Origin of the sequence: Flavobacterium sp. CF108 (assembly GCF_900129795.1) — a bacterium.
Lineage (GTDB): Bacteria > Bacteroidota > Bacteroidia > Flavobacteriales > Flavobacteriaceae > Flavobacterium.
In genome coordinates, this window is sequence record NZ_FQWW01000004.1 from 580,088 (window position 1) to 594,767 (window position 14,680).

9 protein-coding genes are annotated in these 14,680 nt (G+C 33.3%); 2 read left to right on the plus strand and 7 right to left on the minus strand.

The annotated features are described in order from the left end of the window. Positions 1-76: 76 nt before the first annotated feature. From BUE10_RS14130 to BUE10_RS14160, 7 genes are all read right to left on the minus strand, one after another. Complete coding sequence (locus tag BUE10_RS14130) at positions 77-2,356, minus strand: helix-turn-helix domain-containing protein (protein ID WP_073486092.1); 2,280 nt, start codon at positions 2,354-2,356, stop codon at positions 77-79. Between the two features lie 107 nt (positions 2,357-2,463). After that, positions 2,464-3,039, minus strand: coding sequence for an OmpH/Skp family outer membrane protein (locus tag BUE10_RS14135; RefSeq protein WP_053474345.1), 576 nt, complete (start codon positions 3,037-3,039; stop codon positions 2,464-2,466). Between the two features lie 681 nt (positions 3,040-3,720). Then, complete coding sequence (locus BUE10_RS14140; RefSeq protein ID WP_073486094.1) at positions 3,721-4,569, minus strand: class I SAM-dependent methyltransferase; 849 nt, start codon at positions 4,567-4,569, stop codon at positions 3,721-3,723. Positions 4,570-4,658: 89 nt separating this feature from the next. Further along, entirely contained in the window at positions 4,659-5,123 is a 465-nt protein-coding gene (locus BUE10_RS14145; RefSeq protein ID WP_083598101.1) for a hypothetical protein, read from the minus strand. Between the two features lie 336 nt (positions 5,124-5,459). Continuing rightward, positions 5,460-7,331, minus strand: a complete 1,872-nt coding sequence (mnmG, locus tag BUE10_RS14150; RefSeq protein ID WP_073486098.1) for a tRNA uridine-5-carboxymethylaminomethyl(34) synthesis enzyme MnmG — start codon at positions 7,329-7,331, stop codon at positions 5,460-5,462. A gap of 490 nt (positions 7,332-7,821) precedes the next feature. Continuing rightward, positions 7,822-8,241, minus strand: a complete 420-nt coding sequence (gene ybeY, locus BUE10_RS14155; protein WP_073486100.1) for an rRNA maturation RNase YbeY — start codon at positions 8,239-8,241, stop codon at positions 7,822-7,824. Beyond that, the gene (locus BUE10_RS14160; protein WP_073486102.1) at positions 8,238-11,642 is read right to left on the minus strand and encodes a DUF4175 family protein; all 3,405 of its coding nucleotides are present in this window, start codon (positions 11,640-11,642) and stop codon (positions 8,238-8,240) included. Before BUE10_RS14160 ends, ybeY begins: the two co-directional genes overlap by 4 nt. Positions 11,643-11,817: 175 nt before the next feature. On the opposite strand from BUE10_RS14160, the gene gltX reads away from it, so the two are divergent. Both gltX and BUE10_RS14170 read left to right on the plus strand, forming a co-directional pair. Next, positions 11,818-13,323: a glutamate--tRNA ligase gene (gene gltX, locus BUE10_RS14165; protein WP_073486103.1), complete on the plus strand. Its 1,506-nt coding sequence runs from the start codon at positions 11,818-11,820 to the stop codon at positions 13,321-13,323. A 252-nt stretch (positions 13,324-13,575) separates the two neighbouring features. After that, a complete protein-coding gene (locus BUE10_RS14170; RefSeq protein WP_073486105.1) occupies positions 13,576-14,559 on the plus strand; it encodes an SPFH domain-containing protein in 984 nt (327 codons plus the stop codon). The last annotated feature ends 121 nt before the right edge of the window (positions 14,560-14,680 follow it).

Sequence of the window (14,680 nt, forward strand, 5' to 3'; positions counted from 1 at the left end):
ATTTTCTATTTTACATAATCTTTTTATGGTAAATTCTAAAATTTAGAATTCTAATCACAAGTTACAAAGTCTAAAATTAGTTTATACTAGCTTTGAACATCTTAAGTTCATCCCAGGTAAATTCATCTCCGTATTTTTCTTTCAACGGACTTAAAGATTCTTCTGCGTAAAATTCAAATGCTTCACGCAGCGCGAGGATTTTATCGTACGGGAGAACATCCGTGATCTCCACTTTCTTAGCTTGGATCAATTTTATCAAATGCGATTCGACGGTTTGAACGGTCAGCTTTCTCATTCGGGCAATATCTTCAATAGAATTTTTTGCCAGCCAAAGTTCGTGCGTCTCTTCGACCGTGGTCTTTTTTTCTACTTTTTCTTCCGTTTTATCCGCTTTTTTATACGAATAACGTGTAACAGGCTCATCAACCTGAAACATGTCAGTATTCGTCATTTTGAACTCTTCTTTTGTTCTCGAAATCTTTTCGGTTTTGTAATTTTTTATTGTTGGAGAAGTGAGGCTTTCTTTGCTGATTGTTTCACGGGAAACTACGATTTCAACAAGCAGTTTGGCTTTCATCAAACGTAAAACCGCTTTTGTCTGCAAATCATCTAAAAAGGCTAATTCTTCATAAAACTCTTTTACTTTTTTAAATTTCTGAATTTCAGCCATTTTACTCAAAAGATCCGCAACCAGTTTGTCCATTGGTTTAAAAAAGTAATCGTAAGCAGCCTCTACTCTTTCCTTGACAAATAACAAATCGACGGTTTCTTTGTTGAAAATTTTATTAAGCTGCTGCACGAATTTCTGCGAAGGATCAGTTAGTCCGTCAATAATTTCTAAACGTTTATGCGCCCAGGCAGAATGTTTTGATTTTTCTGATGCAACGGCATTTTCATTATAACTAAAACGGTGGTTTCGCCATTCCTGCGTTAAATCTGTCCAGTTAAAACTATTAATCAAATAGTTATGAATAAAATTTTTGGTTTCGAAATGAAGCGAATTTTTCAAGTCGTCTTCGGTTGCTTTGTTTAAAGCGTAATCCATCACATCCTGATCGTTCGACAGTCCGTTCATTTGTATCGGAGAAAGCAAAATAAGTCCGTTTAAGGACGTTAAACGAGAAAGTGCTACGTACGCCTGCCCCGGCAAAAAAACTTGCGATACATCCAGCGCAGCTTTTTCAAAAGTTAATCCCTGACTTTTGTGTACCGTAATGGCCCACGCCAATTTAATTGGATAGTGTGCAAATGTGCCTAAAACTTCTTCTTCAATCTCTTTTGTGAGTTCGTTTACTTTGTAGCGAATGTTTTTCCACTCGTATTTTTCGACTTCGATAGTTTTATTTTCTTCGGGGAAATGAACGAAGATTTCTTCCGGCGAAAGCGATTTGATAACGCCCATTTTTCCGTTGAAATATCTTTTATCAAAAGACAAATCGTTTTTTACAAACATAACCTGAGCGCCAACTTTGAGCTTTAGGTTTTCTTCTACCGGAAAAATCTTCTCTGGAAAATCCCCCACTACAAAGGGCTGATAGGCAAATTCATTTCCAGATAAATCATTGATTGCCTGCTCATTGATTGTATCTGCTTTTGCGTTATGTGTGGTTAAGGTGATAAAACCGGGATTCATTTTTAGATCAAAATCTGGTTTTACGTATTGGTTTAAAACCTGAACATCTTCTTTTGTAATCTGGTTGTTTCGAAGGTTGTTTAAAACCGAAATAAATTTGTCATCGCTTTGACGGTAAATCTTAGATAACTCGATGTACAGCGGCGGATTATGCTGCATTACATGCGAATGAAAAAAGAATTTTCCTTTGTAATAATTACGCAAAGTTCGCCATTCTTCATCCCGAATTACGGGCGGTAATTGCAGTAAATCGCCAATAAAAAGTACCTGAACGCCGCCAAAAGCTTTGGTGTTTCTACGAACTGTCTGCATCATAAAGTCAATAGCATCCAATAAATCAGCGCGAAGCATACTGACTTCATCGATAATCAGCAATTCCATATTACGGATCACATTTCGCTTGACATTGTTCATTTTGAAATGTCGTCGTAGCGATTCTTTATTCTCAAATTTTACTGTTTCTGTAAACTGGGAACTCTCTTCATAAGTGGGTAAAAATGCCGAAAATGGCAGTTGAAACATCGAATGAATCGTTACACCGCCTGCATTTAGAGCAGCAATACCTGTTGGTGCCACTACTACGGTATTTTTGTGCGTTGTGGCAATGATTTCACGCAATAAAGTTGTTTTTCCTGTACCGGCTTTGCCCGTAAGGAATATTGATTTTTGCGTTTGATTGATGAATTGTAAGGTGTAAGCTGCAGCTTCTGAAACGTTTTGCATTAGGCAGGTATTAAACGTCAAAAATATCGCATTTTTATAAAAGAAAAAAACCTAAATCCAGATCTGGATTTAGGTTTTTCATTTAGTTTAGTTAGTTTGGCAGTTTATTATTTTTTAGCCTCTTCTTTTGCAGCTGGTTTATCTTCTGCTTTTGGAGATGCTTTGTACTTATCGTTCAACTCTTTAATAATAACTTTAGTGATATCGTACTTGTCTTCAGCGTATAAAACTGTAGCCGCATCACCTGTCCCGTAGATATAAGAATATCCGTTTTTCTTTCCGTAATCTTTGATGAATTTTTTAACTCCGCTTACAAGGGAATCCATTTCTACACCACTTTCTTGCTGTAATTGCTGTGATAAAGCTTGTTGAGCATAACCCAATTGCTGCTCTCTTTTTTGCAATTCAGCCCCTCTTTGTTGTGCCCAAGCTTGTCCATTTGCTTGTGCCTGACTTTGAAAATTAGCAGCGTCTTGTTTAAAACGAGTAATCTCAGCTTGCAGTTGTCTTCCTTTTTCTTCTGCCTGAGCTTTGTATTTAGCTTCAAGGTCTTTTGCCTCAGTGTACTCTTTCATCAAAACTGAAGTATCCACGTAAGCTGTTTTTACTTCTTTAGCTTCTGTCGCTTTATTACACGAAACAACCAAAATTGAAAGTGCGGTAATTACTAATGCTTTTTTCATTTTTTAAATTTCTAATTTTTTTATTGTATTGAAGACAAAAATATAAAAAAATAAATAGCATCAACATAAAGTTTAAAAAATGCTATAATTTTATGATATTGGTTTTATTTATGGACTAAAATACTACTATAAAATATCACTATTAAAAGTGACTTTCATAGCTTTTATTACAGTAATTTTCTCAAAAAAGACAATACAAAGCCCCAATTCATCCAAGAAAACGCCTTAAATGCGCTTATTTTACGTTTTGACCCTTTTTAAGTACTTAATTCGTGTCTAAAACTTTTTTGAGTTTTCCGTTTTTGAATTTGAGGAAAAAATGAGTGAAAAAATGCTCCTTTTAAGATTTTTGCTTTTTTAAAAAAATTGAGCTAAAATTTTTCTTGGAGGTTTTTTTAATTTTCATTTTTTGAGAAAAAAAAACTTGAAGTGAAAAAAAACAAAATCCCGCATTTTTTTGTTTGATGAAATTCAAAATTTAAAATCGGAAAAAACAAGAAAAAATGTCAAAAACTGCAGCAATTTCAAGGTATTAGTTTTCTTTATGGAAGCAAAAAAAGCTATAAAATATCACTATTAAAAGTGACTTTCATAGCTTTTATTAGAGCTGTTTTCTCGGAAAAGACGACACAAAGCCTCATCTAATCAAAGAAAGCGTCTTAAATGCGTTTATTTTGCGTTTTAGCTGTTTTTTAGCACGTAAATGTGAGATGAATACTCTTTTGTACTCGACGCTTTTAAATTTGATTTTAAACCGATGAAAAATGCTTTGATAAAATTCATTTTTCCGGTTTTGTATTTTTCAGAAAGTAGACTCACATAAAATGAATCAAATTTCATGGGAAGTACTTTTTCTAATTTCATGTCCACTTTTTCGAAAAGTGATTTTATCGCTTTTTTCGAAAAATGCCAAAAATGAATTGGCACATCAAAAGCTGCCCAAAATTCTCCGTAATGTTTTGCGTCGAATGATTTGAAATTTGGAACCGCAACAATTAATGTTCCAGTTGGTTTTAATAATCGCTTCAATTCCTGAATTTGAAGTTCCAAATTTGGAACGTGTTCTAAAACGTGCCACATTGTAATTACGTCAAAAGAATTATTTTCGAGTTCGCTGATTTCTTCAACAAATGAAATTCCTTTTTGCTTGGCAATATTTTTTGCTCGCTCGCTTGGCTCAACTCCAATTACATTCCAGCCGTCATTTTTTGCTGTTAACAAAAAATCACCGGTTCCGGCACCAATGTCTAAAATTTTTCCTTTTTGAGATTGTTCTGAATTAATCAAATTCAGTTTATTTTTTAAAGCAATACTTTTTACAAAATGATATGCTTTTTCAAAAACAGAACGTTTGTTATCTGTATGCGAAATATAATCTTCGCTTTCGTAATATCTTCCTAAATTTTCTAAATCCGGCTGCGGAGAAGTTATCAGCATATCAAGATTTTCATCATAGTATAAATCGAAAATTTCTTTCGAAACAGAATGGTCTTTTACAGTAAGAAAATGTTTTTTGTTTAAAACGTCCATTTTTTAATTATAGGTATTTTGGTTGAATTTCATAGCAAACCCTAAAAGTCAAATTTTCACTTTTAGGGTTTCTTGTATTTATATTTTATTTATCGTTTCCAATTAATTTTTACTCCAGACATTTTTTCGTTTTCAATTCTGATTTCTGTCAAAATTGTAAAATCATTTTTAATATAAAATGGCATTGGAGATTTATAATATGCTGCGTTTTGTTTTATTTCATTTTCGTGATCCACAACCCAGCCATTCAAACTTGTATTATTCTTTTTTAATTCATTCATCAAAAGCGTACCATTTCCTTTTCCCTGAATTTGATGATTCAAAATTATGGCAAACCAATTTTCATCTTCTCTCAAAAAAGTAAATGCCCAACCGTTAATTTTATCTAATGCATCAAACAACAAATAATGTTTTGTATTTGAAAGACCGTTTAAGTACAATTCAAAATCCTGCATTGTTTTGCAATTTAATCTTGCCGGATATTCCTCGTTCCAAAGTTCTCTTAAAACTTCTTTTTCTTCTTCAGATAAAATTTCTTTTCCGATAATTATCATAAATAGAATTTTAAATTTTGGCTCTTTTGTCATTCTGAGGAACGAAGAATCTTCGTTAGTAACTCTACACCTAAAGAACAAATCTTTGTCGATCTAGCAACGAAGATTCTTCGTTCCTCAGAATGACAAACTATATCAATTTCAAATTCGTTTCACGTGGAACAAAATCAATTTTAGATTTCTGAGTTTAGATTTTAGATTGCTCTATTGGAATCAAAAACTTTAATTCACTTCAATTTGTTTCACGTGAAACAATACAAATAACTTTCTAATATGTTAATTCTAGAAAAATCTAAAATCTAAAATCTAAACTCAGAAATCTAAAATTTAAAATCTCTATCTTCCCATATAAATCAAAAGCACGGAAATATCACTTGGTGATACACCGCTTATTCTTGATGCTTGAGAAATTGTAACTGGTCGAATTTTGCTTAATTTTTGTTTCGCCTCAATCGACATTGATTTGATTTTATTGTAATCGAAATTCTCCGGGATTTTCACTTCTTCTAAACGAGTTAGTTTATCGGCGTTGTTTCTTTCTTTTTCGATATAACCAGAATATTTAACCTGGATTTCGGCTTGCTCTAAAATTTCTTTGTCCAAATCATTTTCTTCAACATATGCTTTTACTTTTTCAAATTTCAGCATATCCTCCAAATCAATTTGCGGACGTGAGAATACTTTAAACATTTTATCACCTTGCGTAATTGGAGCCGTTTCTTTTGCTTCTAAAATTGGATTTGTTTCTGCAACCGAAACACTTGTTTCTTTAAAGAACGCAACCATCTTTTCAGACTCATTTAATTTCTTTTCCATTCTTCGCAAACGAGCTTCAGAAGCAAGACCAATTTCATGTGACATTGGTGTCAATCTGAAGTCGGCATTATCTTGTCGCAACAATGTTCTATATTCTGCTCTTGATGTAAACATACGATAAGGCTCTTCTGTTCCTTTCGTAATTAAGTCGTCGATCAAAACTCCAATATAAGCTTCGTCACGTTTTAAAATTAACGGCGCTTTTTCGTGCACTTTTAAATGCGCATTTATTCCAGCCATCAAACCTTGCGAAGCTGCTTCTTCATATCCTGTCGTTCCATTAATTTGTCCGGCAAAATATAATCCTTCAACCAACTTTGTTTCCAAAGTATGTTTCAATTGCGTCGGCGGGAAATAATCATATTCGATTGCATAACCCGGACGGAAGAATTTCACTTTCTCAAAACCGGCAACAGAACTCAATGCTTTAAATTGAATATCCTCTGGAAGCGAAGTTGAAAATCCGTTTACATAAACCTCACAAGTATTCCATCCTTCTGGTTCAACAAAAAGCTGGTGGCGTTCTTTATCAGCAAAACGATTAATCTTATCTTCAATCGACGGACAATATCTCGGACCTAAACTTTTTATCCTTCCGTTGAACATTGGCGAACGATCAAAACCCTCTCTCAAAATATCATGAACTTCAAGCGAAGTGTACGTCATGTGACAAGATCTTTGATGCGTTAACGGAACGGTCAAATCCGAATAAGAAAACTTATCCGGTACTGCATCTCCTTTTTCTTCGTTCATTTTAGAATAATCCAAAGAACGACCATCAACTCGTGGCGGCGTTCCTGTTTTCATTCTTCCAGCTTCGAATCCTGCTTTAATCAAATCTTCAGTAATTCCGGTTGCGGCACTTTCGCCTGCTCTACCTCCACCAAATTGTTTTTCTCCAATATGAATCAATCCGTTCAAAAAAGTTCCGTTTGTCAACACAACCGATTTGGAACGAATCTCAACTCCAAGCGAAGTCCTGATTCCTTTTATCTTTCCGTTCTCGATAATCAGACCTTTTACCATTTCTTGGTAAAAATCTAAATTAAGAGTTCCCTCCAACATCATTCTCCATTCTTCTGCAAAACGCATTCGGTCACTTTGAACTCTCGGCGACCACATTGCTGGTCCTTTTGATTTGTTCAACATCTTAAACTGGATTGCAGTTCGATCTGAAACAATTCCGGAGTAACCTCCAAGCGCGTCGATCTCACGAACAATTTGTCCTTTTGCAATTCCTCCCATTGCAGGGTTGCAAGACATCTGGGCTATGTTCTGCAAACTCATTGTTACCAATAAAGTTTTGGATCCTAAATTTGCGGCCGCTGCCGCGGCTTCAGATCCTGCATGTCCAGCACCAACTACAATAACATCGTATTCTTCTAAAAACATTTTGTTTTATTATTCTCTGCAAACCGTTTAAGGCGGTTCTCAGAATTAACTTTATTTTCTTTTTGTTCCACGTGGAACGCGAATTTTGGTTTCAAGTTTTTTCTTGTTTCAAGTTTCACGTTTCAAATCAAACTTAAAAGTTCCACGTGGAACAGAGTTTTGTCTCAGGTTTTTTTCAAGTTTCAAGTTTCAAGTTTTAAACCAAACCTAAAAAATTCCACGTGAAACATCTGTTGTTTTGTTTTCAAAAACCACAAACATGTTTAGAATGTTTCACGTGAAACATTCTAAAAACCAAACCTAAAATCAAATCTAAACTTTCGTGTTCCACGTGAAACATCTTTCAGATTTAATTCTTTTCTTCGGATCAATTTCATATGTTCCACGTGAAACACTTTCTGAAAACTATTTCAAACCAAAACGTTTCACGTGGAACAACTTTCAAAAATTCACAATTACATTATCAACTTGAAACCTGAAACAAAAACTTCTATTGTTCCACGTGAAACATCGCGATCTTTTCATCTTCTTTTGAACGCATAAGTTCTGCGTCTGCATCACTTTTATCTTTGTATCCACAGTAATGTAATATGCCGTGAGCCAATACTCGTTTCAATTCTTCTTCAAAAGAAACATTAAAATCTTTTGCATTATCCTCTACTCTTTCAATAGAAATAAAAATATCTCCGTTTAATTCGTTACCAACTGTATAATCAAAACTGATAATATCAGTTAGTGTGTCGTGATTTAAATACTCTACATTTATTTTATGAAGGTATTCATCATCACAAAAAATATAATTTATTTCTCCTTCATTCTTCTTTTCAGAAACAATAACTGCGCTTAACCAATCTGTAAAAGCTTGTTCGTTGTCTAAAGAAAATTCGATTTCGTAATTAAAGTTTATCATTTTGTATTAAAATATTCTTGAACCTTTTGATTAAAATTCGAGCGCAAAGGTAGCGATTGTCTATTTAAAATTTCTACACTATTTAAATAATCAGTTAATGAGCTTGGTAACGCGTTTGATCGATTAGAAAATTCAGCCTTGTTTGTTTCAGATTGACGCTTCGTATCTTGACCTTGTTCCTGAACTGCATTGTTTAATTTTAGTAATTCTTGCTGAATATTTAAAATTCTCTGCAAGTTCTCATTCTTAAATCCTTTATTTAAAATCTGTTTTTCTGAAGCTTTCATCTGTTCAATTGCAGATCTTCCTTGCATGTCTAAACCTTTTTTAGCTAACTCTTTTTGTAAAGCTTCACGAAGTTTAACCTGCTCTTTGTAAATCTCCATTATCTTTTCAGCATCTCCTTCTCCATCTTCACTATCGTTTCCATCATTACCTTTTCCTCCTTCTTTGCCGCCTTGACCATTTTTGCCCTGACCATTTTTCCCGTCTTTCCCTTGTCCATCTTTTCCTTGTCCGCTTTCTTTACCCTGACCTTGACCTTTTTTTCCTTCTCCACTTTTTCCTTGCTGACCACTTCCTGGATTATCTCCCGGCTTCATTCCATCTTTCATTTTATCAGCCAAACCTTTTTGTTTTTGTATAATATCTGGCAATTGCATTCCTTGTCCGTCTCCTGGTTTTGGTTTTCCCATTCCCGGTTTAGACATTTGCATCTGCATATTATTTAAAAGATCACTTAAAAAATCGGCTAATTTGTTTGCAGATGAAACAGCGTATTGCTGATGCGAAACTCCTTTTGGGATTTGAACATCGGTTAAAACTTCAATTGCTTTATCCATATTATATTGTACGTTGCCAATTTCTTTGGTTACATCTTCTGCAATTTTTGGATTTCTAAGAGACATTGCAAACAAACTATCATCGACATGACGGAACTGTTGTTTCAAATTCTGCTGAATTTTTATGTTCTTCGTATAAGCAGAAGAACCTAATTTCATCGATTTAAATTGTTTCATTACATCTTCCTGAGATAATGAAAATGCTAAAAGGTTATCCAGAATTTGACGAAGCATGGCAACATCTTCTTCTAATTGTTCTTGTTCTCCGCCTTCCATACTTGAACTCATTTGCTCAGCCATTGACTTCATTTTCTTTGAAGCACTTTTTTGTTTTGGCTTAGCCGAAGAAGTATTCTTTTTATTTAATTCTTCTGAAGCTTTATTCAAATCATTCTCTACATCTTTTTCTTTTGATGCATCTTTGGGAATATCCAAAGGAGATTTTAAACTATTGTTTTCATCTTTCAAATCTTTAAGATCCTCCTGAATTTTATCAAATGATTTATTGATATCATCTTGCTTCTCTTTTGTGTTTTCAGCATCTTTATTAGAAAGCTGTTCTTGTTTTTCTGCTAACTTATTTAGCTTCTCTGCAACTTGCTCTGCTTTCTTTTCTACATAAAAACGCTTCGTTAATTCAACTAATTGTTCTAAATTACGAGATTGGTTTTTACTGATTTGTTTGAACTTTTCCATCTTATCAAACAACTCTTCGCTGTTTAATTTGTCGTTTAGGTTCTTCAACTCATCCATCAATTTCTGATTTTTTTCTAAATCTTTCTCGGCATTATCTAAACGCTTTTGTAAATCTTCGGCAGTCTTATCTTTCTTATCTGTATTATATTTATCTAAATTCTTATTCATTTTTTCAGCAAACTGCTTCATCATTTCGTCTTGCTGTTTTTGACGTTTGATAAAATCATTTACTTTTTGCTGATCTTTAAACTCTAAATTATCTTTTTCTTTTCCGGTATTTTTTAGTTTATCCATTTCAGAAAATTGCTTTTCCTGATTCTTTAATGATTTAGATAAACTATTAATATTGGCATTTTGCTGTTGCAATTCTGCATCCTGAATTTCATCTGTTGTAGAAACACGATCTGAAAATGTAGAAGATTTTGTACTCTTAAATCCGTGCAGTGCATCGTTATCAAAAACCTCAAAATAGTATTCATATGATACTCCTTCTTGAACTGGAAGATTACTTGGAAAGTTAAAAACGAACTGATCGAACACGGCTTGCTTTACAGGAATAGTTCCACGCTTTGCAGTTTGTGGTTTACCATGTTCGTAATAAACAACTTGTAATTTTGATAAACCATAGTCATCTCCCAATCTTCCTAAAACATAATTCTTATCTAATTTTAAACTATCCGGAGCTGGCGAAACGGTGATTGTTGGGTGCTGATCTTTGATAACTGACAGCTGATAGTCTAATTTCTCGTAGTTTTTAACCTTATTATTCGAAGTAAGAATTTGATATTCTGTATTTTGATTAATATTTTTAGCTAATTTAAACTCATTTTCGACCTTATTAAACTTCAAAATTGAGTTTTCATCTTTCCAAACTACCTCTTGAGTTGACTGCGTTTTCATTTTCCAGGTTACAACTGTTCCTTCTGGTACGATTGCATTTCCGGTTCCCTGAATCGTTTCTGATTTCTTTTTTAGGTAAGATGGAAAATTCAAAACCATTTCGAAGTTGGCAATCGATGGAACTGTAATAACTTTTAATTCATATTCATTTGATGAAACTGAATTCCCTTCAAAAGAAAACTGAATATCTGTTGTTGGTTTTTCAATCTTGAATTCGAACTTTCCTGTTTGAGAAGATTCCATAAAATAGCTTTCGTTACCAATATGGATCATCACATTTTCTGGAACAACGTTTCCTTCTGTTTCTACTTTTACAATAAAATCTTTGTTTTGTTCTGTTTGAAGTTTGTCATTTAAAACCACAAATTTGAAAGGAGCCGGTGGTAAAAATGCAGAATTGAAATGCACCACTCTATTAAAACTTTGAGAAATTATATTGCTGTTTCCTGAAACAAAAAAGACTGCAAATAACAAAACCGGAATCAAAGCTAATGGCAAATACTTTTTATTTGATTTATAATTGATGGCATTTCCAAACGGAATTGGCTGCAATGAATTTGCTTTTTGTTCGATCGAAGCCAACATTAATTCTGAGCTTTCAGCTGAATTTTCATTGGATGAAAGCTGTAAAAAGTTCGTTAGTTTATCACTTACTTCTGTAAAATGATTTCCAATAATTGCAGAAGCCTGATTATAATCGATTCCTTTTTGAAGTTTGAACAACTTAAAAATTGGAAATAAGATAAAACGAAACAACAGAAAAACTTCTACTGCAATAAATATCCAGAATAAAAGAGTTCTTCCTAATGGTTTCAGCCAAAGAAAATACTCTATAAAAAGCGTAAATAGAAAATATAAAAGTCCAAAACCAATAAAAAGAAGTGCTCCTTTTATCAATTCATTCATGTAATATTTCTTTATAAATCCTTCTAACTTCTGATATATTGCAGATGATGTTTTCAAAATAAAATCTCTTTTAATTATAACCCATAAAAGTAGTAATTATAGTAATTCAAATTTCAAAAATCAATTGCAATGACAATATCAAAAAAGACAATTAACGATTACATCATAAATCTAAAATCTAAAATCAACAATCTTAAATCTGAATTGTATCTTTGCATCAAAATTTATACAAATGTCAAAGCAAGTTCGAGTGCGTTTTGCACCAAGTCCGACTGGACCATTACATATTGGCGGAGTTCGTACTGCCCTATTTAATTATTTATTTGCAAAAAAACATAACGGTGTTTTTTATCTGAGAATTGAAGATACAGATCAGACTCGTTTTGTTCCGGGTGCCGAAGCTTATATTATGGAAGCGCTGGAATGGTTAGGAATTTCTCCTGAAGAAACTGTTGGAAAAAATGAAAAATTTGGTCCGTACAGACAAAGTGATCGTAAAGAAATATACCAAAAATATGCAGATCAACTGATCAATTCGGGCTGGGCTTATTACGCTTTTGATACTCCGGAAGCTCTTGATGCACATAGAAAACAACACGAAGCTGAAGGAAAAACTTTTATATACAATCATCACAACCGTGAAAAATTAGATACTTCATTAGTAATTTCTGCTGAAGAAACTGCTAAAAGAATTGCAAATGGTGAGCATTATGTGATTCGTTTTAAAACTCCGGTTAACGAAACTTTACATTTAAAAGATATCATTCGTGGAGATGTTAAGTTTGAAACGAATCTTCTTGACGATAAAGTTTTGTTTAAAAGTGACGGAATGCCAACCTATCATTTAGCTAATATTGTTGATGATCATTTAATGGAAACTTCACATGTAATTCGTGGTGAAGAATGGCTGCCATCGATGCCTCTTCACGTTTTATTGTACAGAGCTTTTGGTTGGGATGCTCCGGAATTTGCACATTTACCTTTGATTTTAAAACCCGTTGGAAACGGAAAATTATCTAAAAGAGATGGTGATAAATTAGGATTTCCTGTGTTTCCTCTTGAATGGAAAACGGAAGAAGGGATTTCATCTGGTTACAGAGAGAAAGGATTTTTCCCGGAAGCAGTTGTAAACTTCCTTGCATTGTTAGGTTGGAATGATGGAACAGAGAAAGAATTATATTCTTTAGAAGAATTAGTTGAAGCTTTTGACTTAAACAGAGTTCATAAAGCGGGAGCTAAATTTGATCCTGAAAAGAATAAATGGTTCAATCACCTATATTTAATCAAACAAAATGATGCTGATTTAGCGAAGAGCTTCTCTCCTATTTTAGAAGAAAAAGGCTTCTCGACTCCGCTCGAAGTGACAACTCGAATAGTTTCACTTATTAAAGAAAGGGCACATTTCGTTTCTGAATTTTGGGATTTAACTGATTTCTTTTTTCAGGCGCCAACATCGTATGATGAAAAAGCAAGCAAAAATTGGAAGGAAGAAACTCCGGCTTTAATGCAGGAATTGATTTCAACACTAGAATATATTGATGGTTTTGATTCTGCAAATATCGAAGCAATCGTAAAAGATTGGTTAACTAAAAATGAAATTGGAATGGGTAAAGTGATGCAGCCTTTCCGTTTGAGTTTGGTTGGGGCTTTAAAAGGTCCTCACCTATTTGATATTGTTGAGATCATTGGGAAAGAAGAAACTATTTCGAGAATTCAGAAAGCAATAGCTACTTTATAAAAATTTTACCATTAAGATATTAAGTTTATTAAGCTTACTTAATGGTAAAAATAGTATACTATTTAAGTTCATAAAGTGTAGCTTTATTATCTTGACAAAGCCTGACTTAATTTACTTAATATCTTAATGGTTAAAAAACTAAACGCTAAGAAACATCTAATAAATGTTCTTAGCGTTTTTTTAATGTTTAAAAAATTTAATTTAGAAGAATTTTCGTAATTTACCAAGATCAAAAATATAAACTATATCACCATGAGTACAGCATTTATTATCTTATTAGTACTAGCATTCTTCATTTTCATGTCTTCTTTCTTTACAGTAAAACAACAAAGTTCTGTAGTTATCGAAAGATTTGGGAAATTTCATAGTGTTAGAAATTCAGGATTGCAACTAAAAATTCCGTTAGTTGACAGATTGGCCGGACGTGTAAATCTTAAAATTCAACAGCTTGATGTTATCATTGAAACTAAAACGAGAGACAACGTTTTTATTAAAATGAAAGTTTCTGTACAGTTTAAAGTTATTCAGGATAAAGTATATGATGCTTTTTATAAGCTGGAATATCCGCACGATCAAATTACTGCTTATGTATTTGACGTAGTTCGTGCCGAAGTTCCTAAACTAAAATTAGATGATGTTTTTGAAAGAAAAGACGATATCGCAATTGCAGTAAAAAGAGAATTGAACGAAGCAATGACTACTTACGGATACGATATCATCAACACTTTAGTTACAGATATTGACCCGGACATTCAGGTTAAAAATGCAATGAACAGAATTAACGCTGCAGACAGAGAAAAAACGGCTGCAGAATTTGAAGCCGAAAGTTCAAGAATTAGAATTGTTGCAAAAGCAAAAGCTGAAGCTGAAAGTAAACGTTTACAAGGTCAAGGTATTGCAGATCAACGTCGTGAAATTGCAAGAGGTCTTGTAGAAAGTGTTGAAGTTTTAAATAATGTTGGAATTAATTCTCAAGAAGCTTCTGCCCTAATTGTCGTAACTCAGCATTATGATACTTTACAAGCAATTGGAGCTGATGCAAATTCTAATTTAATTTTGTTACCAAATTCTCCACAAGCCGGAAGTGATATGTTGAATAACATGGTTGCTTCGTTTTCAGCATCAAACCAGGTTGGTGAAATGATGAAAAAACACAATAAAAAAGTGGAAAAACCAAAACCAATTCAGCCACAATCTGGTTATGAAGATGACATTCAACCAGAAGTTCAATCATAATTTTAAAATAAAAAAGAGGCTTAACTGCTACCGTCTGGACACAAATATGTTTTTGATTATATTTGATAAAAAGTGCAGACTAGATATTTTGAAAATTTAAAAGACAAGCGATTGTTGAATA